The 23730-nt window shown below is 66.8% G+C and carries 24 protein-coding genes and 1 tRNA gene; 10 read left to right on the top strand and 15 right to left on the bottom strand.

Features of this window, described 5'->3' with window-relative positions; translation table 11 throughout:
• Positions 1-8: 8 nt before the first annotated feature.
• Positions 9-1394 carry a cystathionine beta-synthase gene (locus tag QRM95_RS16340; RefSeq protein ID WP_285248584.1) on the bottom strand — a complete coding sequence of 462 codons (1386 nt, stop codon included), beginning with the start codon at positions 1392-1394 and terminating at the stop codon, positions 9-11.
• A 62-nt stretch (positions 1395-1456) separates the two neighbouring features.
• Between QRM95_RS16340 and QRM95_RS16335 the strand changes: the two genes are divergently transcribed.
• Positions 1457-2641: an ArsB/NhaD family transporter gene (locus tag QRM95_RS16335; protein WP_285248869.1), complete on the top strand. Its 1185-nt coding sequence runs from the start codon at positions 1457-1459 to the stop codon at positions 2639-2641.
• A 65-nt stretch (positions 2642-2706) separates the two neighbouring features.
• On the opposite strand, the gene QRM95_RS16330 is transcribed toward QRM95_RS16335, so the two are convergent.
• Entirely contained in the window at positions 2707-3075 is a 369-nt protein-coding gene (locus QRM95_RS16330) for a VOC family protein (protein WP_285248583.1), read from the bottom strand.
• Between the two features lie 140 nt (positions 3076-3215).
• On the opposite strand from QRM95_RS16330, the gene QRM95_RS16325 reads away from it, so the two are divergent.
• Complete coding sequence (locus tag QRM95_RS16325; RefSeq protein ID WP_285248582.1) at positions 3216-4199, top strand: DNA-3-methyladenine glycosylase family protein; 984 nt, start codon at positions 3216-3218, stop codon at positions 4197-4199.
• 101 nt (positions 4200-4300) lie between these two features.
• The gene (locus tag QRM95_RS16320) at positions 4301-4897 is read left to right on the top strand and encodes a hypothetical protein (RefSeq protein ID WP_285248581.1); all 597 of its coding nucleotides are present in this window, start codon (positions 4301-4303) and stop codon (positions 4895-4897) included.
• Here the strand turns inward: QRM95_RS16320 and QRM95_RS16315 are convergent.
• Positions 4894-6570 (bottom strand): AMP-binding protein, encoded by a 1677-nt coding sequence (locus tag QRM95_RS16315; RefSeq protein ID WP_285248580.1) that lies wholly within the window; start codon positions 6568-6570, stop codon positions 4894-4896. The genes QRM95_RS16320 and QRM95_RS16315 overlap by 4 nt on opposite strands.
• Positions 6571-6672: 102 nt before the next feature.
• Here QRM95_RS16315 and QRM95_RS16310 point away from each other — a divergent pair, with 102 nt between their 5' ends.
• Complete coding sequence (locus tag QRM95_RS16310) at positions 6673-6951, top strand: putative quinol monooxygenase (protein WP_285248579.1); 279 nt, start codon at positions 6673-6675, stop codon at positions 6949-6951.
• Positions 6952-7020: 69 nt separating this feature from the next.
• Here QRM95_RS16310 and QRM95_RS16305 read toward each other — a convergent pair whose 3' ends face one another.
• Complete coding sequence (locus tag QRM95_RS16305) at positions 7021-7458, bottom strand: thioredoxin family protein (RefSeq protein ID WP_285248578.1); 438 nt, start codon at positions 7456-7458, stop codon at positions 7021-7023.
• A 93-nt stretch (positions 7459-7551) separates the two neighbouring features.
• Positions 7552-8106, bottom strand: a complete 555-nt coding sequence (locus QRM95_RS16300) for an acyl-CoA thioesterase (RefSeq protein WP_285248577.1) — start codon at positions 8104-8106, stop codon at positions 7552-7554.
• A gap of 72 nt (positions 8107-8178) precedes the next feature.
• On the opposite strand from QRM95_RS16300, the gene QRM95_RS16295 reads away from it, so the two are divergent.
• The gene (locus QRM95_RS16295; RefSeq protein WP_285248576.1) at positions 8179-8913 is read left to right on the top strand and encodes a potassium channel family protein; all 735 of its coding nucleotides are present in this window, start codon (positions 8179-8181) and stop codon (positions 8911-8913) included.
• A 341-nt stretch (positions 8914-9254) separates the two neighbouring features.
• Positions 9255-10277 carry a LysM peptidoglycan-binding domain-containing protein gene (locus QRM95_RS16290; protein ID WP_285248575.1) on the top strand — a complete coding sequence of 341 codons (1023 nt, stop codon included), beginning with the start codon at positions 9255-9257 and terminating at the stop codon, positions 10275-10277.
• A gap of 208 nt (positions 10278-10485) precedes the next feature.
• Here QRM95_RS16290 and QRM95_RS16285 read toward each other — a convergent pair.
• Positions 10486-10567 (bottom strand) — tRNA-Tyr (locus QRM95_RS16285).
• A gap of 168 nt (positions 10568-10735) precedes the next feature.
• Complete coding sequence (locus QRM95_RS16280) at positions 10736-10990, bottom strand: hypothetical protein (RefSeq protein ID WP_285248574.1); 255 nt, start codon at positions 10988-10990, stop codon at positions 10736-10738.
• A 184-nt stretch (positions 10991-11174) separates the two neighbouring features.
• Between QRM95_RS16280 and QRM95_RS16275 the strand changes: the two genes are divergently transcribed.
• Positions 11175-11666: a YajQ family cyclic di-GMP-binding protein gene (locus tag QRM95_RS16275; RefSeq protein ID WP_018760541.1), complete on the top strand. Its 492-nt coding sequence runs from the start codon at positions 11175-11177 to the stop codon at positions 11664-11666.
• 47 nt (positions 11667-11713) lie between these two features.
• Here the strand turns inward: QRM95_RS16275 and htpX are convergent, their stop codons facing one another.
• Both htpX and QRM95_RS16265 read right to left on the bottom strand, forming a co-directional pair.
• Positions 11714-12580: a zinc metalloprotease HtpX gene (gene htpX, locus QRM95_RS16270; RefSeq protein WP_285248573.1), complete on the bottom strand. Its 867-nt coding sequence runs from the start codon at positions 12578-12580 to the stop codon at positions 11714-11716.
• Positions 12581-12608: 28 nt separating this feature from the next.
• Entirely contained in the window at positions 12609-13880 is a 1272-nt protein-coding gene (locus QRM95_RS16265; protein WP_285248572.1) for an MFS transporter, read from the bottom strand.
• Positions 13881-13986: 106 nt separating this feature from the next.
• On the opposite strand from QRM95_RS16265, the gene QRM95_RS16260 reads away from it, so the two are divergent.
• The 3 genes from QRM95_RS16260 to QRM95_RS16250 all read left to right on the top strand — a co-directional run bounded on the left by QRM95_RS16260 (position 13987) and on the right by QRM95_RS16250 (position 16749).
• Entirely contained in the window at positions 13987-14472 is a 486-nt protein-coding gene (locus QRM95_RS16260; protein WP_018760544.1) for a Fur family transcriptional regulator, read from the top strand.
• Between the two features lie 7 nt (positions 14473-14479).
• Positions 14480-15976: a catalase gene (locus QRM95_RS16255; protein ID WP_285248571.1), complete on the top strand. Its 1497-nt coding sequence runs from the start codon at positions 14480-14482 to the stop codon at positions 15974-15976.
• Between the two features lie 137 nt (positions 15977-16113).
• Complete coding sequence (locus QRM95_RS16250; protein WP_285248570.1) at positions 16114-16749, top strand: DUF2461 domain-containing protein; 636 nt, start codon at positions 16114-16116, stop codon at positions 16747-16749.
• Here QRM95_RS16250 and QRM95_RS16245 read toward each other — a convergent pair.
• The 6 genes from QRM95_RS16245 to QRM95_RS16220 all read right to left on the bottom strand — a co-directional run bounded on the left by QRM95_RS16245 (position 16734) and on the right by QRM95_RS16220 (position 23708).
• A complete protein-coding gene (locus QRM95_RS16245; protein WP_285248569.1) occupies positions 16734-17405 on the bottom strand; it encodes a TetR/AcrR family transcriptional regulator in 672 nt (223 codons plus the stop codon). The two genes, QRM95_RS16250 and QRM95_RS16245, sit on opposite strands and share 16 nt — an antisense overlap.
• Positions 17406-17484: 79 nt before the next feature.
• Complete coding sequence (locus QRM95_RS16240) at positions 17485-19044, bottom strand: amino acid permease (protein ID WP_285248568.1); 1560 nt, start codon at positions 19042-19044, stop codon at positions 17485-17487.
• A gap of 173 nt (positions 19045-19217) precedes the next feature.
• The gene (locus tag QRM95_RS16235; RefSeq protein WP_285248567.1) at positions 19218-19625 is read right to left on the bottom strand and encodes a DUF779 domain-containing protein; all 408 of its coding nucleotides are present in this window, start codon (positions 19623-19625) and stop codon (positions 19218-19220) included.
• A complete protein-coding gene (gene adhP, locus QRM95_RS16230; protein ID WP_285248566.1) occupies positions 19625-20647 on the bottom strand; it encodes an alcohol dehydrogenase AdhP in 1023 nt (340 codons plus the stop codon). The genes QRM95_RS16235 and adhP overlap by 1 nt, the downstream gene beginning before the upstream one ends.
• A gap of 41 nt (positions 20648-20688) precedes the next feature.
• Positions 20689-22212 (bottom strand): acetaldehyde dehydrogenase ExaC, encoded by a 1524-nt coding sequence (gene exaC / locus QRM95_RS16225; protein WP_285248565.1) that lies wholly within the window; start codon positions 22210-22212, stop codon positions 20689-20691.
• 152 nt (positions 22213-22364) lie between these two features.
• The gene (locus tag QRM95_RS16220; protein WP_285248564.1) at positions 22365-23708 is read right to left on the bottom strand and encodes a GAF domain-containing protein; all 1344 of its coding nucleotides are present in this window, start codon (positions 23706-23708) and stop codon (positions 22365-22367) included.
• Positions 23709-23730: the final 22 nt, after the last annotated feature.

Genomic DNA, 23730 nt, shown 5'->3' with positions numbered 1-23730 from the left:
GTGCTCCTTTAGTTGCTCAAGTAGGCCAGCAGGTCGTGCCGGGTGAGGATTCCCACCGGCGCGCCCACGAAGGTGACCATCAGGGTGTCCGCGTCCGAGAGCAGCTCCCTGGCGGCGGAGATGGTTTCCAGCGACCCGATCACGGGCAGCTTGGGCCCCATGTGTTCGGAGATCTTGTCCGTCAGCTTCGCTTCGCCGCGGAACAGCTTGGCGGTCAGGGTGCGCTCGTCCACGGCGCCCAGGACCTCCCCCATCACCACGGGCGGTTCCTGCGAGAGGACCGGGATGTGGCTGACGCCGTACTCGGTCATGATGTTGATGACGTCCCGTACGGATTCGTTGGGGTGGATGTGCACCAGGTCCGGCAGCTCGCCGTTCTTGGACTTGATGACCTCACCCACCGATGTTTCCTCGCCCCCGGAGAGGAAACCGTAGGAGCGCATCCACTGGTCGTTGAAGATCTTCGCCAGGTATCCGCGGCCCGAGTCGGGCAGGATGACCACGACTACGGCACTTTCGGGCAGGTCCCGCGCCGCCTTGAGCGCCGCCACCACCGCCATGCCGGAGGAGCCGCCCACCAGCAGGCCTTCCTCCCGTGCCAGGCGCCGGGTCATGGCGAAGGAGTCGGCGTCGCTGACGGCGATCACGTCGTCGGGGATGGATTTGTCGTAGTTGCCGGGCCACATGTCCTCGCCCACGCCCTCGACGAAGTAGGGCCGCCCGGTCCCGCCCGAGTAGACCGAGCCCTCGGGGTCGGCGCCGATGATCCGGACCACGCCGCCGTCGGACTCCGGCCGGTCCGCCGAAACTTCCTTCAAGTAGCGGCCGGTCCCGGTGATGGTGCCGCCGGTGCCGGCACCGATGACGCAGTGCGTGACCCTGCCGTCGGTATCGCGCCAAATCTCCGGGCCGGTGGTCTTGTAGTGGCTGCCCGGAGCGGCGGGATTGGAGAACTGGTCCGGCTTGTAGGCACCGGGTGTCTCCCGGGTGATCCGGTCCGAGACGCCGTAGTAGCTTTGCGGGCTCTCCGGCGGGACCGACGTGGGCGTGACCACCACTTCGGCGCCGTAAGCCTGCAGCACGGCCCGCTTGTCTTCGCCCACCTTGTCCGGGACCACGAAGATGCATTTGTAGCCCTTTTGCTGCGCCACCAGGGCCAGGCCCACGCCGGTGTTGCCGGACGTCGGCTCCACGATGGTGCCGCCCGGCTTGAGCTTGCCTTCGCGTTCGGCATCCTCGATCATCTGCGCCGCGATCCGGTCCTTGATGGAACCGCCGGGGTTCAGGTACTCCAGTTTGACCAAAATGGTGGCTTTGATGCCCTCGGTCACGTGGTTGAGTTTGATGAGCGGCGTATTGCCGATGAGGTCCAGGATGGACTGGGCGTACTTCATAGATACAAAGCTACCGCTTCCTGCGGGCCGTTCCCCGCCCGGGATGCGAGGATAGCCCGGTGATGCAGTTCGCATGGCTGAAAGCCACCCGCAGCTACCTGCTGCCCGGCGCAACCCTGGCGGCAGGCCTGGCCACCCTCGCCGTCGGCGCCCTCCCCGTCCCGGCCTTCGGCGAACTGGCCGGACGCACCATTCCCATCCTGGCTTTCGTGCTGGCCATGTCCCTGGTGACCGAGCTGGTGGACGAGGCCGGCCTTTTCCGCGTGGTGACGGACCGGTTGGCGGCGATGGGCAGGGGCCGCGTTTTCACTTTGTGGCTGCTGGTGGTGGCCGTGGCCACGGTGGCCACCGTGTTCCTGTCCCTGGACACCACCGCGGTGCTGGTAACACCCGTGGTTGTCCTCCTGGCCGTCCACGCCCGGATCCCTCCCCTGCCGTTCGCGCTGACCAGCATCTGGCTGGCGAACACGGCCTCACTCCTGCTGCCCGTCTCCAACCTGACCAACCTCCTGGCCCAGGACCGGCTTGGCCTGAGCCCCTGGCGCTTCGCGGGACTGGTCTGGGCGCCCGCCGTCGTGGGACTGCTGGTCCCCCTCATCCTGCTCTGGTTGGCGTTCCGCCGGGACCTGCGCGGAACCTACGGGCCCCAGCCATCCCATCCCGTCCGTGACCGCACCCTGCTGAAGGCCGCCGCCGTGACGCTCCTGGTCCTGCTCCCGGCCCTGGTGTCTGGCGTCCCGGTCCAGTACCCGGCCCTTGCCGCGGCGGCGGTACTGCTGGCGGTGTTCCTGCGCCGCAGGCCCTCGGCCCTGCGGTGGTCCATGGTCCCGTGGCGGCCGCTGATGCTGACAGTGGGACTGTTCATGCTGATGGAAACGCTGCACGCACACGGGCTGACCACGTTGCTTGCAGGCATCGCCGGATCGGGCGACGGACTGCCGGCGCTCCTGCAGCTGGCCGGGCTGGGCGCGGGGGCGGCCAACGCCGCGAACAACCTTCCTGCCTACCTGGCCCTGGAGCCGGTGGCCGGATCCCCGGCCAGGCTGGCCGCCTTGCTCATCGGCGTGAACCTGGGCCCGCTGGTGAGCCCTTGGGCTTCGCTGGCCACGCTGCTGTGGCATGAGCGCCTGCGGGTGCTAAACGTCCCTGTCAGGTGGGGCGGGTTTGCCTTGGCCGGGCTGGTGGCGGTCGTGCTGACGGTGCCGCTGGCCGTCCTGGCGCTGTGGTTGGTTTCCGGGATGCCCTGACGGCTCGTTTTCCAGGGTGCTCAGGCGCTGTCCGGGGTCCCGGTGGCCTGCGGCGGGAGGTTCTGTCAGAGCCCCATGACGTTGCCCTCCGAATCCTGGAAGTAGGCCGTGTAGCCCATGCCCGGGATCTCGTTCCTGGGCATGACCACCGCACCGCCCAACTCCTCCACAGTTTTGAGTGTGGCGTTGATGTCCGGAACATCCACGGTGATGACGGGGGCGGTGATCCGGCCTTCCCTGGCCATCATTCCACCGTTGATCGCCCCCGGCGTGGTTGGCCGGCCGGTGGCCGCATCCATGTCCGTGGTGATGACCATGGTGTAGTCCATCCCCGGCACCGGTTCCATCCGCCACCCCAGGGCTTCCTGGTAAAACTTCCTGGCCCGCTCGGGGTCGTCCGCGGGAATCTCAAAATGCACTGCTCCGCCCACCATGGCCTCCTGGTCCTCTGCGGCGCGGCTTATGGACAGTCCGCTGCCCGTGCGCCGTCCGCAGTGATCGTAGGCCCGGGCCGCGATGCGGAGAAGGGCCGATAGTCCCGCCGGTGTCGGTGGGCCGTGGGACCATGGAAGACATGACGATCGCAGACGCACCTCCCCGGCTGGCAGCCGCCGCGGACGTGTCCCTGCGCTGGTATCCGGAGGCCCCCTACAGCTTGTCGCGGACGCTTGGACCGCTGCTGCGCGGCAACAGTGACCCGTCTTTCTGCGTCCAGGGCGATGTCATCTGGAACGCCTTTACGGCTTCCACCGGCCCTGCCACCCTGCGGCTGGCCCCCGCGGGCGGCGACGCGGGCGGCCCCTGGGTGGACGTCCAGGCGTGGGGCCCGGGTGCCGCAGCCGCGGTCCACGCAACACCCCGGCTGTTGGGGGCCGACGACGACTGGCGGGGTTTCGACGAACCGGCCTTCCACGCCACGCTGCCCCGCATGGTCCGGGAGGCACGCCGGCGCAGCCAGGCGCTGCGCCTGCCCGCGAGCGGCCGCATGGTGGACCAGTTGGTGCCCATCATCCTGGAACAAAAGGTGACGGTGGTGGAGGCCCGGCGCGCCTACCGGTACCTGGTCCACCGCTACGGGACGCCGGCCCCGAGCGCGGGGGCCTCCACTCCGCCAGGACTCGTCGTGGCGCCAACAGCGGCCCAATGGTTGCAGGTCCCCAGTTGGGAGTGGCACAAGGCCGGCGTGGGTCCCCAGCGTTCCGCCACCGTCATGCGGGCGCTGCGCTCCGCCGCCGCCCTGGAACGGCTGGCAGCGCTGCCGGCTGCGGAAGCCGCCGAAAAAATGCAGGTGATTCCCGGGATCGGTGCCTGGACCGCCGCCGAGGTGGTGCAGCGCACCCACGGCTGCCCGGACTCGATCGCGGTGGGCGATTACCACCTGGCAGCCTACATCGGGGCCGCGCTCACCGGCCGCAGGACCGACGACGCCGGCATGATCCGGCTGCTGGAACCGTGGCGCGGGCACCGGCAACGGGTGGTGCGGATGATCCAGAGCACCGGTTACCGCAAACCCACTTTTGGCCCGCGGATGACCATCCAGGACCACAGGAGGCACTGAACTGCACGGCAGGTCAACCGGTGCTTGATCCGGACCGGGATGGGTAAGGCTAGGGTGTGGCGTCCAGCCAAGACGGCCGGACCACGATTGAGAGGAACCCCATGAGCTCCGATCCAGGACGCACCAATCACGCCGGCGTGGAACCCCTGGACGTGGATCCAACCGGGCAAGAACCCGCGGTGGTGGACCCGGAGGCGCACGATCCTGATCCGGATGCCAAACTGAAGCTGCAACTGGCCATCTTCGACGTGACCCGCCGCGGGGCCACGGGCAAGAGCCTTGAGGAAATCCGGGAGATGCTGCTGACCGCGTTCGCCGCGCGGGACGTGGCCCCACCACCGTTCACCTGGGTGGAGTCGGCGGCGTCCTCCGCGTTTTACGGTGAGCCCTACATCATCGACTACCCAACAGCCATCGCCGCCGACGACCTCGAGGCTGCCCCCGATGAAACGGTCCGCAAGCGGCTCGCCGCCCGGCGGGAACTGCGCGAGGTGCAGCTCCCACCCGGAATCTTCCCCTCCCGGGAGGAGTGGAAGATCCCGGCCAACGAGGCCACCGGCACGGCCGGTACCCGCACGCTCTCCCCGTCGGGGTGGGGAGGCCGTGCGGTCCTGGCCGTCGCGGCGTTGGCAGCGGTGGCCGTCGCGGCAATCGCGGCCATCCGGGCCGGCACGGGCCGCCGCCGCAGGGACGCCTAGAGCCCCAGCCGGGCCACCGCTTCCTCGCGCATCTGGACTTTGCGGATCTTCCCGGACACCGTCATGGGGAAGCTTTCGCGGACTTCCACGTAGCGGGGAATTTTGTAGCGCGCCAACTGGCCGCGGCAGAACTCAGCCACTGCCGCTGCGTCCAATGGCTCCGCGCCGGGTTTGAGGATGATGCAGGCCATCAGTTCCTCACCGTATTTCGGATCCGGGACCCCGATGACCTGGACGTCCTGGATCGCCGGGTGGGTATACAGGAACTCCTCGATCTCCCGGGGGTAGATGTTCTCGCCGCCGCGGATCACCATGTCCTTGATCCGGCCTTCCACCACCACGTAGCCGTCGCCGTCCATGCGGGCCAGGTCCCCGGTGTGCATCCAGCCATCGGCATCGATCGCCTCGGCTGTCTTGTCCGGCTGGTTCCAGTATCCAGCCATGACGGCGTAGCCCCGGGTGCAGAGTTCTCCGATCTGCCCGCGCTCCAGGTCCTCCCCCGTGGCCGGGTCAACGATCCGGCTTTCCAGCTGCGGCATGGTCCGGCCCACCGTCTCCGTGCGCTGCCGGAGCGTGTCACCCTTGCGCGTCATGGTGGACACCGGGGAGGTTTCGGTCATGCCGTAGCAGATGGCCACATCCACCATGTTCATCTCGGAAATCACCCGGTTCATCACCTCGATGGGGCACAGCGAGCCGGCCATCACCCCGGTCCGGAGCGTCGAAAGGTCATAGGAGCCGAAGTCCGGCAGCGCCAGCTCGGCGATGAACATGGTGGGCACCCCGTACAGCGACGTGCCGGCAAAGTCCTGCACCGCCTCGAGTGCGGCGGCAGGCGAGAAACCGCGGCCGGGGATGATGGTGGCGGCCCCGTGGCTGAGGGCGTTCAGGTTGCCGATCACCATGCCGAAGCAGTGATAGAACGGCACGGGGATGACCACCCGGTCGTGCTCGGTGTAACCCAGCAACTCGCCGATCGCGTAGCCGTTGTTCAGGATGTTGTGGTGGGTCAGTGTGGCGCCTTTGGGGAATCCCGTGGTACCGGAGGTGTATTGCAGGTTGATGGGATCGTGCGGGCTGAGCTCGGCCATCCGGGCCTTCAGGGCAGCGTGCCCGACGTCGTCCGCCCGCTTGAGCAGTTCAGCGTACGTGAGTTCCGCGCCGCCTTCGGGGCTGCCGGCCGCCAGGCCGTCCAGGCCATGGTCGGGCAGGAAGACGAGTTCCTTCAGGTCCGGGCACGCGGCCAGGGCCTGGCGGGCCATGCCGACGTAGTCGCTGTTGGCGTCTGACGGCGCGGTGACCAGCATGCGCATGCCGTTTTGCTTGACGACGAATTCGAGTTCGTGGCTGCGGTAGGCGGGGTTGACGTTCACCAGGATCACGCCGGCCTTGGCGGTGGCGTACTGCAGGAGCGTCCACTCGGCGCAGTTGGGGCTCCAGATGCCCACCCGCTCCCCCTTGGCGACTCCCAGGGCGAGGACCGCCCTGGCCAGCCGGTCGACGTCGTCGTTCATCTTGGTGTAGCTCCAGCGCCGCGCGTCGGCGCCGGGCACGGGTGCGGCCTCGATCAGTGCGTCATGGAGCGGAAAGTGCGCGGCGACGCGCTCGAAATTCGCGCCGATGGTTTCTTCCAGGAGCGGGACGTCAGTGTCCCCGGCTGTATAAGCACGCATGCTGGAACGCTACCAACAGGATCCCGGCAGGAGAAGGAAGGCAGGGCCGGACGCGGGCGCAACACAGGAGACCCGCCGGCGGCGCCCGGTATTGTGAAAACCATGAGTGCACCCATTGACCTGATAGCAACGTTCATCCCCAACGACGGCGAATTCTTCCGCGTCAAACTGGCCCTGGAAATCGCCATCGACGAGGTGGTGAATGAACCGGGCTGCATCCGCTACGAGCTGACCGAGGCAACGGAGGAAAAGCTGGTGCTGACGGAGCAGTGGGCGTCCCAGGAAGATCTGGACAAGCACTCCAAGGGCACCGCGGTGCAGGACCTGAACGAATCGTTGAGCGCACTGCTGGCCGAACCGGTCAAGGTGGAGCGCGTCTAGCACAACCGTTAAACGCAGAAATGCGGGACCTCCGGAGGGAGGTCCCGCATTTCTGCGTTTAACAGGGATTTAGAAGTCGGGAATCTGGGTGCCGTCCTGGGGACCGTTCTGGGCGCCGGCGGGCTTGCCGGCCGCGGCAGCTGCTTCCTCCCGCTGGCGGGCCACATGGGCGTGGACCTCATCCATGTCCAGGGCCTTAACCGCGTCAACCACCTGCTCCAGCTGCTGGGCGTTCAGTGCGCCGGGCTGCGAGAACACCAGCACCTTTTCGCGGAAGGCCATCAATGTGGGGATGGAGGTGATGCCTGCCTCCGCCGCGAGCTGCTGTTCGGCTTCGGTGTCCACCTTGGTGAAGAGGACATCCGGATGCTTCTCGGACACGGTGGCGTACGTGGGACCGAACTTCTTGCAGGGGCCGCACCATTCTGCCCAGAAATCGACCAGGACAATATCGTTGCCTTCGATCGTGGATGCGAACTGTTCACCTGTGATGTCAAGGGTAGCCATGCGACTACGCTACGCGCCCGGGGCTGTCCGTGTCGCGGGTGTTCGCTCCCCGCGTCATCGGGAATACCCGGCGTACGACGCCGACACAACGGTTCAGCTGTAGGCATCCCACAGGTGCGGGGCGGGGGTGCGGCTGCCGGGGAGGGCGCTGGTGGCGCGCCATTCGTGGATCCATTCGGGCAGCACCAGGTCCGCCGGCGGGGCACCAAACTCCGCGATGATGTCTTCCTGGCTGACCGGGCCTCCCTTGGTGACCAGCCGGGTGGCGATGTAGGCACGTGCGTAAATCTCGCCGTCGGCCACCATGCGCTGCTCAAAGAAGATCGCCTTGGTGTCCAGCCCGATGACGCGGGTCTCGATGGTGTACTCCTGCCAAAGTTGCAGCGATTTGCGGAAGGCGATGGTTTCGGCGGAAACCACCGGGCTCCAGCCGCGGCGGCGCATCCGCTTCCAGACGCCGCTGCGCACCATGAGGTCGAACCGGCCAAGGTCCATGAGGGAGAGGTACATGCCGTTGTTGACGTGCATGGCGATGTCGATGTCCGTGGGCAGGACCCGAAGCGGCAGCGACGAGGACTCCCACACGGACAGGGGCGCGCGCCGGGCGGAACGGAACAGCAGGAGCAAGGTTCTCAGGAGCAGGTGCATGCCCCAATGCTACCCGCGGGTAACATGCTGGGCACCTGCTGTTGATGGGGGCGTCGCCGTAGGATTTCCTGCATGACGCAGCAACGCTACCGCGACCTGGCGGAGTGGCCCCTGATGGCAACGGCACTGGTGTTCCTGGCAGCCTACGCGTGGCAGGTCATCGGACGGCTCGAGGGCAGCGGCGCGGACTGGCTGGAAATGGTCATGTGGGTGACGTGGTGCGTGTTCGTGCTGGACTATGCGGCGAACCTGTGGCTGGCGGAGAACCGCCGGCAGTGGTTCATCCGCAACCTCCACGAGCTGGTCATCGTGGCGCTGCCCTTCTTCCGGCCCCTTCGCCTGCTGCGGCTGGTGACGCTGTTGTCCGTTTTACACCGCACCGTGGGCGAGACGCTGCGCGGCCGGGTGGCCACCTATGTGGCCGGTTCCGCCGCGCTGCTGGTGTTCGTGGGCGCGCTGGCAGTCTTGGACGTGGAACAGTGGGCGCCGGACGCCAAGATCCTCACGTTCGGCGACGCCCTGTGGTGGGCCACCTCCACCATCACCACGGTGGGCTACGGGGACATGTATCCCGTCACGCCCATTGGCCGGCTGGTGGCTACGGCCCTGATGATGAGCGGGATCGCCGTGCTGGGCGTGGTGACCGCGTCCATCGCATCGTGGCTGGTCCAGCGGGTGGAGGACACAGCGGAATCGGTTGCCGAAGCCGTTGAAGAGCCCATGCGGGTGGAAGTGGCGGAACTGGTGGCCGAGATCGCCCTGCTGCGCCGGGAAATCGCGGAACTGCGGGACCGCCGGGCGCTGTAGCGGCAAGTACCGAACGCTCCGGGCCTGAGTAGGGGCGCTGCCGGGGACGAGTACCGGTGCCGAAAACTCGGGTAATTCCTACTGGTGCCCGCGCCGTGGCCGGATTCCTAGACTCGGGATTCCTAGGACCACCACGCACCGGCAGGTGCACCGGGTTGCTTCCGGACGTTCCTGCCATCACGCGGAGCTCCGCATTTTCTGGGTATGCGGATGCCTCCATCTTGCACCGCCCGCGGCTCCGGCACCTGCCGGGGCCGGCGGTGCAATGGCATCGCGATCCGTCCTTGACCGGGGGCATGCACCGCATGTCCTGGCGGGACCGAACCCAGATGGGCCCACCCATGAACCAGCCTCTCCCCCCTTCCGACGGCACCAGCAGGAGCTTTGTCACCGACGAACCCCGGACGGACCTCACCACCGGACGCCCGGTTATCAGCAACAAGTTATGGGCCGGCATGGCCACGGCGGCCGTAGTCGCCGCAATGGGCATCGGCGCCATGGCTGCCCCACCCGCGTCCGTCAGCGGAGGCACACCTGCGGCGGCGGTCCAGGTGGCGGCGGCCGCCGTTCCGTCGCCGGCTCCCGCCGTTGACTCCAGCGGGGCAGCAGACGCCTCCGGACAAAATGCCCCGGATGCGCCCGCCGCTGCGGCACCCGCAGCCGCGGCAGTGGCCGCCCCAGCCGCGGAAGCAGCCCCGGCACCGGCGCCCGCCCCGGCACCAGCCCCCGAACCGGCTCCGGCACCTGCTCCCGCTCCCGAGCCGGCAGGGGACCCCAACGTCTACACGGTGGTGTCCGGCGACACTGTGGGCGCGATTGCCGCCGGCCACGGCGTGGACATGAACGCCATGCTCGCCGCCAACGGCTTGGGCGCATACAGCATCATCTACCCGGGCCAGACACTGCTGCTGACCGGCCCTGCCATCGCGGTGGCCGCCCCGGCTCCGGCTCCAGCCGCCGCGCCTGCCCCGGCAGCAGCCCCGGCCCCTGCCCCCGCGGCGGCTCCCGCACCTGCGCCGGCACCGGCAGCACCCGCCGTCCGCACCATCTACGTGGCAGGATCGGGCGGCCAGTCAATGGTGGACGCGTGCATCGGCCCCATCCACTTCACCCCGAATGACGGGTACTCGCTGTTCATCACCGAGCACGACTTCTGCGGCGGCTGGGCACGGTTCTCCGGAATCGGCGTGGGCGAGACCGTCAGCATCCCCGGATACGGCACCTACACCGTGACCGGCCGCGGCACAGTCCCCAACCCCGGAACCACCAACGACGTGATTGCGGTCTTCGGCGGGTTCCCCCGGGCCATCCTGCAAACCTGCATCCCGGGCACCAGCACGATGCTCCTGATCGCCTTGAACTGACGGCACGTGAACCACGGCGCTGAACCGGGACTTCAGAAGCTTGTCCGCGGGTCCGAACCTTTACCGGCAGGATCCGCGGACAAGGCCATGACGGTTCGCCGGATGGTGTCGACGACGGTCCGGCACCCGCTTTCGGCCGTCCTCCGGAACTGACTGAAGACACGAAAAAGCCTCCGGAACCTGATGGTTCCGGAGGCTTGTCCAAGGGTGGCAGATGAGGGATTCGAACCCCCGTAGGCGTTGCCAGCTGATTTACAGTCAGCCCCCTTTGGCCGCTCGGGTAATCTGCCGAACTTCAAAAGAAGTACCCGCCGATGCAGTGTTCGGAGCGTCCGTTTCCGGTCCGTTCCGCTTCCAGTAACCGCGGGCAAGACAACTTTACAGAACTTCCGGCGAAGAATCGAATCGGGCCCTGCAGCACCCGCAATCCCCTGAAATGACGGGAAAACCGGCCCCGGTCAGGCCTCACCCAGGATGCGCCCGGCGAGCTTGGCTTCGAAGCTGAGCGCCTGCTCTGCGGTGATCTGGTTCAGCTGCACCGCCCGCTGGAGGTCGGCCCGCACGCCGTCCATCCGCGAGGAAGCGTCCGCCACCGGACTGAAGACGATCGAGGCCGCCACCGCCGCCGCTGCCACCGAGGTTGCTGCCGTTGCCACCGCCCCGGCTGCTGCTGAGGTGGTCCGGGTGACGTAACGGGCGGCTTTGCGGTGCATGGTGTTCCCTTCGAGCTTGTACAACTGCTCCAACTCTCGCCAGGGCGCCTTCGTTCCCGCGGTGCGTCCGCTGAGAGGGAACTGTGAATTCCTCGCCGCCCCGGGCGGGGGCATCCGTATTAGGCTTGATGCCAGTGATCCCGGCCCTGTTACGCGCAGGGCTCCCATCAGCAAAAGGAGAGTCATGGCAGGCGAGTCAACGTTCGACGTCGTAAGCAAAGTGGACAAGCAGGAAGTGGCCAACGCCCTCAACCAGGCCCAGAAGGAACTCACGCAGCGCTACGACTTCAAGGGCGTCGGCGCGGAGGTGGACTTCAGCGGCGAGAAAATCCTGATGAAGGCCAACTCGGAGGAGCGCGTGCTGGCCGTCCTGGACGTGCTGCAGTCCAAGCTGATCCGCCGCGGGATCTCGCTGAAGTCGCTGGACACCGGCGAGCCCTACGCCTCCGGCAAGGAATTCCGTCTGGAAGCCTCCATCAAGGAGGGCATCGCCCAGGACCTGGCCAAGAAGATCAACAAGCTGATCCGCGACGAAGCCCCCAAGTCGGTCAAGTCGCAGATCCAGGGCGATGAGCTGCGCGTCTCCTCCAAGTCCCGTGACGACCTCCAGGCCACCATGGCGCTCCTGAAGGACTTCGAGGAAGCCGATCTGCAGTTCGTGAACTTCCGCAGCTAGGCTCCCGCCGCAGTCGTTCCCTGCGCGCACATGCGTGCAGGGAGCGGCTACAGCTGACGGCCGGCCATCCGCTCGAGCCGGGCGATCCGGTCCCGCATGGGCGGGTGGGTGGCGAACAGCTTGTTCATGGCGCCCCCGCGGAACGGGTTGGCGATCATCAGGTGCGAGGCGTTGACCAGGCGCTGGTCCTGAGGCAGCGGAGCAATGCTGACGCCGCGCTCAATCTTGGCCAGGGCTGAGGCAAGCGCCAGCGGATCGCCGGTCAGCTGCGAACCGTCCTCGTCGGCGTCGTACTCCCGGGTGCGGGAGATGGCCATTTGGATCAGTGACGCCGCGAAGGGCGCCAGCAGTGCCATGGCGATCATGGCCAGCGGGTTGGCGTTCCGCCGGTCTCCGCCGCCGAAGAACAGGAGCATCTGCCCCACCGAGGTGATGACGCCGGCGACGGCGGCAGCCACCGAGGAGGTGAGGATGTCGCGGTTGTACACGTGCATGAGTTCGTGCCCCAGCACACCCCGGAGCTCGCGGGCATCCAGGAGCTGAAGGATGCCTTCGGTGCAGCAGACGGCCGCGTTGCGCGGGTTGCGTCCGGTGGCGAAGGCGTTGGGGTTCATGGTGGGCGAGACGTAGATGCGCGGCATGGGCTGGTTGGCGCGGGCCGAGAGCTCCCGGACCATCTGGTAGAGCTGCGGAGCCTGTGCTTCGGTGACCGGAAAAGCCTGCATGGACCGGATGGCGATCTTGTCGCTGTTCCAGTAGCCGTAGAACGTGGTGCCGACGCCGATCAGCGCCATGATCACGATGGGCGCCGAGCTCCGCGTTCCCACCCCGATCAGGCCGCCAAGGCCCAGCAGTACCGCCCACAGGACGCCGAATAGGGCCGCCGTCTTCAAGCCGTTGTGATGATTGTGCACGTTTCCTCCTCACTAAGGGAACGGTCCGCTAGGGTACCGGGTTCCGGGCGTCATACCGGCGGAATCCCGGCTGCAGTTGAGCCGCCAGCCAGGCGCCCGCGATGCACAACACACCGCCGAGCAGCAGGACCCAGCCCTCATTCAAAATCCTAGTCGCGCCGCCGGCCAGCAGGTCGCCGATCCGCGGTCCCCCGGCCACCACCACGATGAAGACCCCTTGGAGCCGCCCGCGCAGGTGGTCCGGGGCGGCGGCCTGGAGGATGGTGTTGCGGAAGACGCTGCTGATGGAGTCCGCGATGCCGGCCAAGGCGCAGCAGACGGCAGCCGGCAGCAACCAGAGCGTGGCGCCGGCGCCCGGCGCCCGGCCGGCCAACAGAACCACCAGCCCGAAGGCCCCGATGGATGCGCCCCAGCCCATGACGGAAACCACGACGGCGGTCCCCTGGCGGCGCACGCTGCCCAGCGGCCCGGAGAACAGTCCGGCGAGGAAGGCGCCGACGGCGGTGCACGCCAGCAGGATGCCGACGGTTGCCTCTCCGCCGCCGATCATCACGGCGGCAACGGCGGGCAGCAGCGCCCGCGGCTGGGCGAGGATCATGGCAATGAGGTCGATGACGAACGTCATGCGGAGGTTGGGACGGGTGCCAAGGAACCGGAAGCCCTCGACCACGGAGCGGATCCCCGCCTTGCGCCGGCCCCCGGTGGGCGCCATGGGCGGCAGCCGGTACACCGCCCACAGGACAAATGCGAAGCTCACGAAATCGATGGTGTACGTCCAGCCGAAGCCCAGCCACGCGACGAGGAGGCCGGCCAGCAGGGGCCCGGCGGTCATGGCAAGGCCCAGTGAGAGCATGCTCAGGGCGTTGGCGGCAGGCAGGAGTTCCTTGCGGATGAGCATGGGGATGATGGCGCTGCGGGCCGGCTGGTTGATGGCCTGCGCCCCGCTCTGCAGTGCCACCAACAGGTAAAGCACCCACACGTTTCCCAGTTGCACCCAGGCCTGCAGGGCAATCATGCCGGTGGTCAGCCAGAGCACCGAAGTGGCCAGCAGGGCGATGCGCCGGCGGTCGTGGGCGTCCGCGATGGAGCCGCCCATGAGGCCGCCCACCACCAGCGGAACCAGCGCAAAAACGCCCAGCAGGCCCACGTAGAAGCTGTCCTGGGTGAGCCGGTACACCTCGAGGCTCACGGCCACCAGGGTGAGTTGGCTGCCGACGGCGGACACCGCCGAGCCGAGCCAGAGCCGGCGGAATGCGGGACTCTCCTTGAGCGGCGTCATGTCAGCAAGCAGTTTCCCCACCCTGCAACCCTAATGTCACCTGGAGCTCCTGCCGTTCACCAGGAATTGGCAGAAGGTTAGCCGCGCCTTATTGCGATAAATTCAAAATAAGTGTTTGAATGGAGCCATGACGGAGCACTTTGACGGCCAGGACGCGTGGGCTGCGGCCCTGCGCGCCCACGGCCGCAGGGTGACCAAGCAGCGGCTCGCCGTGCTGGCCGCCGTCGAACGCCACCCGCATTCACCTGCCGAAAGCATCCTGGCCGCCGCCCGGGCCGAACTGCCCGAGCTGACGGCCCAGTCTGTCTACGTGGTCCTGGGCGACCTGACGGACCTGCACATGCTGCGCCGCTTCGAGCCCCCTCACTCCCCCGCGCTGTACGAGACACGCGTGGGCGACAACCACCACCACGCCATCTGCATCAGCTGCGGGCGGGTGGAGGACGTGGACTGTGCCGTCGGCCATGCCCCGTGCCTGACGCCCCACTGGAACCCTGACGCCAAGCCCATGACCATCCAGATCGCGGACGTCATGTACCAGGGCATCTGCCAGGACTGCCAGCGGGCCCAGCAACTTCCTCCCCATAGTCCCTCGCAAGAAAAAGAGAAATAGGAGAACAATGACTGCCGTTTCCACAACCCAGTCAGGTGCGCCGGTTACGTCCGACGCTCACTCAAAGTCAGTTGGTGCCGACGGTGCCATCATCCTGACCGACCACTACCTCATCGAAAAGCTTGCCCAGTTCAACCGCGAACGGGTTCCGGAGCGCGTAGTGCACGCCAAGGGTGGCGGCGCATTCGGCACGTTCAAGGCCACTGAGGACATCTCCAAGTACACCAAGGCCGCGTTCCTGCAGCCGGGCGCCGAGACCGAGATGCTGATCCGCTTCTCCTCCGTCGCCGGCGAAAACGGATCCCCGGACACTTGGCGCGATCCCCGCGGTTTTGCCGTGAAGTTCTACACCACCGAGGGCAACTACGACCTCGTGGGCAACAACACCCCCGTCTTCTTCATCCGCGACGGCATCAAGTTCCCGGACTTCATCCACTCGCAGAAACGCCTCCCGGGCACGCACCTGCGTGACGCCGACATGCAGTGGGACTTCTGGACCCTGTCCCCCGAGTCCGCACACCAGGTCACCTGGCTCATGGGTGACCGCGGCCTGCCCGCCTCCTGGCGCGAAATGCAGGGCTACGGCTCGCACACCTACCAGTGGATCAACGCCGCAGGCGAGCGCTTCTGGGTCAAGTACCACTTCAAGTCCAACCAGGGCGTGAACTCCATGACCAGCGAGCAGGCTGAGCAGCTGGCCGGTTCCGACGCGGACTTCTACATCCGCGACCTGTCCGAGAACATCGCCGCCGGCAACTTCCCCTCCTGGGACCTGCACGTCCAGGTGATGCCGTACGAGGACGCCAAGACCTACCGCTTCAACCCGTTCGACCTGACCAAGGTGTGGCCGCACAGCGACTACCCGCTGATCAAGGTTGGCACCATGGAGCTGAACCGCAACCCGGAGAACTACTTCGCGCAGATCGAGCAGGCCACGTTTGCGCCGTCGAACTTCGTCCCCGGCATTGCCGCCTCGCCGGACAAGATGCTGCAGGCCCGCATCTTCTCCTACGCCGATGCGCACCGCTACCGCGTGGGCACCAACCACGCCCAGATCCCGGTGAACCAGCCCAAGAACCAGGTCAACAACTACAGCCAGGACGGCGCAGGACGCTACCTGTTCAACGCTCCGTCGGTTCCGGTCTATGCACCGAACTCCGTGGGCGGCCCGGCTGCGGTTGAGCCGCAGAACCCGGCCGGCGGCTGGGAGAACGACGGCGAACTGACCCTCGCCGCGCACTCCCTCCACGCGGAGGACAGCGACTTCGTCCAGGCCGGCGCGCTGTACCGCGAGGTCTACGACGAGGCCGCCAAGGCCCGGTTCCTGGAGACGATCTCCGGTGCAGTGGGCGGCGTCAAGAGCGCCGACATCAAGGAACGGGCCATCCAGTACTGGACCAGCGTCGACGCCGAACTGGGCGCCAAACTGCGCGCCAACCTCGGCGCAGCCGACGCACCCTCGGCTCCGACCTCCCAGGCAGAGTCCGCCAACAAGGTGGGCTAGCACCGCCTTCAGGCCCGCGGGCCACAGAACACCCCGTTCCCGGACTGCCAGGAACGGGGTGTTCTGCTGTCCGGCTGTTTTGCACATACGGCTTCCGGGATCTGGCCGGTTGCGGCAGGCAGCCCTAGGCTCCCTACATGAGTACTTTCGCAGGCATTCCCCCGGAGGCCTTTGGCTTCTACGCGCAGCTGGAAGAGAACAACAACCGCGACTGGTGGCAGGAACACAAGGCGACATATGAGGAGGCGGTGAAGCAGCCGCTCACCGCCCTGCTCGCCGAGCTGGAGCCCGAGTTTGGCCCCGCCAAGCTGTTCCGCCCCAACCGGGACATCCGCTTTTCGCTGGACAAATCGCCGTACAAGACCGCCCAGGGAGCATTCGCCGCACGCCAGGAAGGCGTTGGTTTCTATCTCCAGATCAATGCCGACGGACTGTTGATCGGCGGCGGCTACCATTCCCATACCCCTGCCCAGCTGTCCCGGTTCCGTTCGGCCGTCGATGCTTCCGCCAGCGGGTCCGCCCTGCAGGACATCGTGGACGCCGTGGCCGGGGCAGGTTTTGCCATCGAGGGCGAGAAACTGAAGACCGTCCCGCGGGGTTTCGCCAAAGACCACCCCCGCGCCGATTTGCTCAAGCACAAATCGCTGTCCGCAGGCGTCGAGGTCGGCCAGCCGGAGTGGGTTTCCACACCGGACGCCAAGGCGGGGATCGCGGAACGGTGGCGGAAACTCCGTCCGCTTGTGGAGTGGGTGGGCCGCTACGCAGCCCCCTGACGCCCTCCGGCCTGTGGTCCCGCGGGGTGCTGTGCTGCTGGCTGCTGTCCTGCGGGGTGCTGTGCTGCGGCTTCGAGGCGCGTCTCGAGGTTGTTGAAGAACACGGCCAACATGAGTTCAAAGGCCTTGGTGGCGGCATCGGGCTGGTTCATCACCACGAAATCGAACTGCAGGCCGTAAAAGGTGGACGTGAAGAGCCTGGCATCGGTGTCCGCGTACTCTTCGGGAATGCCCTGGACCATCAGCCAGTCGCGGGTCTTGTGGTGCAGCAGGCGGAAATGCTCCTGCGCGGTGCCCCGGGGCGTCGCAGCCACAATGTCCTGCGCTGTGGCCTCGAATTCGAGCCGGGTCAGGTGCCGGTTCCGCTGGGCCATGGTCCACTGCCACGAGTCGAGCAGGAATGCCCGCCACGCGTCCCGGTCAATATCGCGGACATCGGTGTTACGCATCCGGTCCAGGCGCGACTCGATGGACACCACGATGTCGTTGATCAATTGTTCCCGGCTGCCGAAGTGGTACACCAGCGTGTAGGAACTCATCCCCAGGCCCTCGGCCAGGCTCCGGAAGCTCAGCTCGGCCAGGGTCTTGTCCATCAGGTAGTCAAGGATGGCAGCGAGCAGTTCAGTTTTGCGTTCTGAACGGGAGGGACGTGCCATACCTCCATCCTAGGAGCCGGAAACGGCACTGCCCGCCCGGCTGGGTGCCGGGCGGGCAGTTCTTGCGGGGGAAGGGACCTCAGGTCCGGGACAGCTCGTCCTCGTCATCCGACGCATCCGGTGCGTCTGCGGTGGCAGGACGACTGTTGACGGACGCGTTGGCTTCAGCGAAGCGCTCGTTGAGCCGCGAGTGGCGCTGGCCGTAGGCGAAGTAGATGGCCAGGCCAATGACCAGCCAGAAGGCAAAGAAGATCCAGGTCTCCACGGCGAGGTTGGTCATGAGGTACAAGCAAAGGACGGCGGAGACAACAGGCAGCACCTTGCCGAACGGGACACGGAAGGCCGGCTTCAGGTCCGGGCGCTTCTTGCGGAGCACCAGGATTCCCAGGCTCACCACCACGAACGCGGAGAGCGTACCGATGTTGATCATTTCCTCCAGCAGGTCCACGTTGGTTAGGCCCGCAACAAGGGCTACTGCGGCGCCGCAGATGATCTGGAGGCGCGCCGGCGTCGAACGCTTCTCGCTGGTCTTGGACAGGGCCCGGGGCAGCAGGCCGTCGCGGCTCATGGCGAGCACCACGCGGGAGAGGCCCATGAGGAGCACCATGATCACGGTGGTCAGGCCCACCAGGGATCCGAAGGCGATGACCTTGGCGGCCGACGTGTCACCGACCGCCTCGAAGGCGGTGGTGAGGGTGGGGCTCTTGGCCTCGGCCAGCTGGGTGTAGGACACCATGCCGGTCAGCGCCAGTGACACCAGAATGTACAGCAGCGTGACCAGGGCCAGGCCGCCGAAGATGCCACGGGGAAGGGTCTTTTGCGGGTTCTTCACTTCTTCGGCCGACGTGGCGACCACGTCGAACCCGATGAAGGCGAAGAACACCAGGGCGGCGCCGGCGAAGATGCCCAGGGTGCCGTACTGGGCCGGGGCGGCACCGGTCAGGAAACCGAAGAAGGACTGCTTCAGCACATCCGCGCCGCCGGCGCCGGCGGTGGGCTCCGCGGCGGGAATGAACGGCGTGTAGTTTTCGACCTTGACGTAGGTGAAGCCCACCACGATCACGAAGAGCACCACGCCGATCTTGATCAGGGTGAAAATGTTGCCAACCCGGGCCGAGAGCTTGGTGCCCAGGACCAGCAGCACCGTGAAGATGGCCACGATCAGGAAGGCGCCCCAGTAGAGGTCCACGCCACCCAGCGAGATGGCGGGCGGGATATCGGCCCCGGTGAGCGCGAAAACCTTGCTGAGGTAGATGCCCCAGTATTTGGCAATCACGGCGGCGGCGGTGAACAACTCCAGGATCAGGTTCCAGCCGATGATCCAGGCGAGGAGTTCGCCCATGGTGGCATACGTGAAGACATAGGCTGAACCGGCCACGGGGATGGCGGTGGCGAACTCGGCGTAGCACATGATGGCCAGCGCGCAGGTGACGGCGGCGATGGCGAAGGACAGCGTGACGGCGGGGCCGGCGAAGTTCGCGGCAGCCTTGGCGCCAACGGAAAAGATGCCGGCGCCCACTGCAACGGCGACGCCCATGATCATGAGGTCCCAGGTGCTGAGGGAGCGCTTGAGCTTGCGTCCGGGTTCATCGGCGTCAGCGATCGATTGCTCGATGGATTTTGTCCGCAGAAGATTCATTGGGGGTCACAATCCTGGTATGTGATGGAAACAGACCTATCAACGATAGTGTCCATCCACTGGACGGTCCCAATTGTCCCGAATAGTGAGACGACCAAAAGCCCGAACTATATTCCGCGAATGCATCCGGGGCCCTCCTGATGGAGAGCCCCGGAGCATGTTGGCCGAACTTCCTAGACGGGCCAGTCCATCAGGGTTGAGCGGATCAGGAAGCGCTTGCCCTCGGGCGCTTCGACGGAAAACCCGCTTCCCCGGCCCGGAACAACGTCGACAGTCAGATGCGTGTGGCTCCAGTAATTGAACTGTTCCCGGGACATCCAGAACTCCAGGGGCAGGGGCTGCACTCCGTCCGACAGGTCGAACAGCCCCAGCAGGACGTCTGAATCCCCGGTGATGAAATCCCCTGCCGGGTAGCACATCGGCGAGGAACCGTCACAGCAGCCGCCGGACTGGTGGAACATGAGCGGACCGTGCCGCTCCCAGAGCATCCGCAGGAGGTCCACGGCCGCGGGCGTGAGCGCCACCCGGGAGAAGTCTTCCCCGGGCAGCGTCACGGCGGCCTCAAGCCCATGAACGTGCATCAGAACTTCAGCACCACGCGGCCGTCGATCTTGGCGTGCTTCATCTCGTCGAACACGGCGTTGACCTCGGAAAGCTCCCGCACGGAGACCGTGGGGTGGATCTTCCCCCGGGCGTAGAAATCCAGGGCTTCCGCCATGTCCTGCCGGGTGCCGACGATCGAGCCGCGAACCGTCAACCCCTTGAGCACAATGTCGAAAATCGGCGCCGGAAAGTCCCCCGGCGGCAGCCCGTTGAACACGATGGTGCCACCACGGCGGGCCATGCCGATCGCCTGCCCGAACGCTGACGGGTGCACCGCAGTAACCAGGACTCCATGGCAGCCTCCCGTTTCACGTTGGATCACTTCCGCCGGGTCCTCATGCAAGGCGTTGACTGTCACTTCGGCGCCGTGGGTCCTTGCCAGGGCAAGTTTGTCGTCGGCGATATCCACCGCGGCGACGCGCAGGCCCATGGCCACTGCGTATTGGACGGCGATATGGCCCAGGCCACCGATGCCGGAGATGGTGACCCACTGGCCCGGCGTCGCCTCGGTCATCTTCAGGCCTTTGTAGACGGTGACGCCGGCGCAGAGCACCGGCGCCACCTCGACGGGGTCGGATCCCGCCGGTATGCGGGCCGCGAAGCGCGAGTCCACGAGCATGTACTCCCCGAAAGAGCCGTCCACGCTGTAGCCGCCGTTCTGCTGCGACTCGCACAGTGTTTCCCAGCCGGTGCGGCAGTACTGGCAGTCGCCGCAGGCGGACCACAGCCAGGCGTTGCCCACGAGGTCGCCGAGGGCGAGATCGGTGACGCCCTCGCCCAGGCCCACCACTTCGCCGACCCCTTCGTGGCCGGGAACGAACGGCGGTGTGGGCTTCACCGGCCAGTCGCCCTCCGCGGCGTGGAGGTCGGTGTGGCAGACGCCGGTGGTGAGCACCTTGATCAGCGCCTGTCCCGGCCCGGGCACCGGAACGTCGATGTCCTGGACAGACAGGTCGGTGCCGAATTCGGTTACTACTGCTGCTTGCATTCTCGTCGTCATTGGCGAAATCCTTGCGTCGTTGTAGTGGAGGTAGCGATGGTTTAGAAGAAGCCCAGCTTGTTCTCGTCGTAGCTGACCAGCAGGTTCTTGGTCTGCTGGTAGTGGTCCAGCATCATGGCGTGGTTCTCGCGGCCGATGCCGGAGGACTTGTACCCGCCGAAGGCGGCACCGGCCGGATAGGCGTGGTAGTTGTTGACCCAGACGCGGCCGGCCTGGATTTCCCGGCCGGCGCGGTAGGCCACGTTGCCGTTGCGGGACCAGACGCCGGCGCCCAGGCCGTAGAGGGTGTCGTTGGCGATGCCCATGGCGTCGTTGTAGTCGCTGAACTTTGTCACGGCCACGACGGGCCCGAAGATCTCCTCCTGGAAAATCCGCATCCTGTTGTGCCCCTCGAACACGGTGGGCTGGACGTAGAAGCCGCCTGCCAGGTCGCCCGGCAGTTCGGCACGGGCGCCGCCGGTCAGGATCTTGGCGCCTTCCTGCTTTCCGATGTCGATGTAGGAGAGGATCTTCTCCAGCTGGTCGTTGGAGGCCTGGGCGCCCACCTGGGTCGCGGTGTCCAGCGGGTTGCCCTGGATCATCTTCTCCACCCGCGCCACGGCGTCGGCCATGAAGGACTCGTAGATGTCTTCCTGCACCAGGGCGCGGGACGGGCAGGTGCAGACCTCGCCTTGGTTGAACGCGAACAGGGCGAAACCTTCCTGCGCCTTGTCGTAGAAGGCGTCGTCCTCCTGGGCCACGTCGTTGAAGAAGATGTTGGGGCTCTTGCCGCCCAGTTCCAGGGTGACGGGGATCAGGTTCTGGCTGGCGTACTGGCTGATGAGCCGCCCGGTGGTGGTTTCGCCGGTGAACGCGATCTTCCGGATCCGGGAGCTGGAAGCCAGTGGCTTGCCGGCCTCCACGCCGAAGCCGTTGACCACGTTGATCACGCCGGCGGGCAGGAGGTCGCCGATAAGTTCCATCAGGACCAGGATGGAGCTCGGTGTTTGCTCGGCGGGCTTGAGGACCACGGTGTTGCCGGCCGCGAGCGCCGGGGCCAGCTTCCAGACGGCCATCAGGATGGGGAAGTTCCAGGGAATGATCTGGCCCACCACGCCGAGCGGTTCGTGGAAGTGGTAGGCGGTGGTGTTGTCGTCCAGCTGGGACAGGCTGCCTTCCTGGGCCCGGACGGCCGAGGCGAAGTACCGGAAGTGGTCCGAGGCCAGCGGGAGGTCTGCGTTGAGGGTTTCGCGGACCGGCTTGCCGTTGTCCCAGGTTTCGGCGACGGCGAGCATTTCGAGGTTTTCGTCGATGCGGTCCGCGATCTTGTTCAGGATGGCGGCCCGTTCTGCCACGGAGGTCTTGCCCCAGGACGGTGCGGCTTTGTGGGCCGCGTCCAGCGCCAGCTCGATGTCTTCGGCGGTGCCGCGGGCCACCTCGCAGAAGGCCTTGCCCGTGACCGGGGTGATGTTTTCGAAGTACTGGCCCTTCACCGGGGCCACCCATTCGCCACCAATCCAGTTCTCGTACCGGTCCTTGAAGGTGACCTTCGAGCCGTCGGTTCCTGGCTGCGCGTAAACGGTCATTGCTTAGCTCCTTTGCTGTGCAGGAGGCCGGCCCGCCCGGGGCCCGCCGTTGCCTACAGCGTAGGAGCCGGGAGGTTGCAGCCAGGTTGCAACGGTGGTTGAGCTTGCCGGACCCCTGTTTCGACGAGCTCAAGCATCGTGTGGCGCGGGTTTCAGGCGCGCAGCTCAGCTTCCAGCCGTTCAAGATCAGCGACGACGGCGGCCCGCTTGGGTGAGCGCGGCGGCAGGAGGCGGAGTGCGGCACGGCGGATGCCGACGTCGTCAGTTGCCTCCGGAAGCGCGGCGAACTTGAGCAGGGACTCGGCGCTGCCGTCCGTCAAGACCGCCTCGCGGAGCAGGGACGACACCTTGTTCCTGAGGTCCACGACACCGGGGGCCTCGGAGCGGGGCAGTACCGCGCCGCGGTAGATCTCCAGCGCAATCCGGTGGGCTCCGCGCTGCAGGCAACTGAGGACCTGGCCGGTATCGGCCACGATGTCCACCGGGAGCCGGTAGGGACGCGAGCCGGGGACGGCCTCGGGGCTGAGCTGCTGGATCACCTTGCGCAGGCGCACCATCTCGGCCCGGAGCGTCATGGTGGAGCCCTCCCCCGGGTACAGCAAAGAACTGAGTTCCTCGGCGGTGAGCCCGTCCGGATGCATGCCCAGCAGGGCAAGGATTTCACTGTGCCGGGCGGACAAGGCGACTGTCTTTCCTCCGAGGCTGAGGAGTGCCTGGTCGCGGCCCAGCAGCTGGAGGCTGTTCCGGTAGAGGCTGCCTCCCGTGGCACCGCGCCCCTGCCCGTCCGCCGCAGCCGGGCTCCGGCGTCGGACGGGTTTCCGTGCCAGTTCCGCCGCGTGCTGCAGCCGCTCCACCCGCAGCTGCGCCTGCGCGGCCGCTACTGTGGCTTCCACCAACGACAGGGTGTGCGGCGCCACCGCGGTAGCCGTCCCGGTGATGTCCACGACGCCGAGGACGGCTCCCGAGTCGGGGTCGTGGAACGGAACGGCGGTGCAGCTCCAGGGGTGGACTGCGCGCTGGTAGTGCTCTGCGCCGGAGATCTGGATTCCCCGGCCCAGGGCGAGTGCCGTTCCGGGTGCGCTGGTGCCCACGCTCGCTTCGGACCAGTTGGCGCCGGGGACGAACATCATTCCTTCGGCCCGGCGCTGGAGCGCGGGATCGCCGTCCACCCAAAGGAGCCTGCCCACTTCGTCCCCGACGGCCACCAGCAGCCCGCTGTCGTGGCTCGGCTGCACCAGCAGCTTGTTGATGACCGGCATGATCGCGGCCAGGGGGTGCCGGCGGCGATAGTCCTCCAGCTCATCCCAGTCGAAGGCCAGGGGCGCGGCGGCGTTGTCCGGGTTCGCTTTGAAGCGGGCGGACCGCAGCCAGGATTCGCGGATCAGGGCGCGCAGGCCGGGTATTTCTGGGGTGGCGTCAGCGAACGCATGGTCCAGGCGCTCGTGTCCGGCCAGCGCGGCACGCTGGCGCGGTTCAGGCTGGATCAGGTTCGTCATCGAACTCCCGTTCCGGGGTCTT

Origin of the sequence: Pseudarthrobacter sp. efr-133-R2A-89 (genome assembly GCF_030209315.1) — a bacterium.
Lineage (GTDB): Bacteria > Actinomycetota > Actinomycetes > Actinomycetales > Micrococcaceae > Arthrobacter.
The sequence above is the reverse complement of the archived record's forward strand: the minus strand, read 5'-3'. Positions and strand labels throughout refer to the sequence as shown.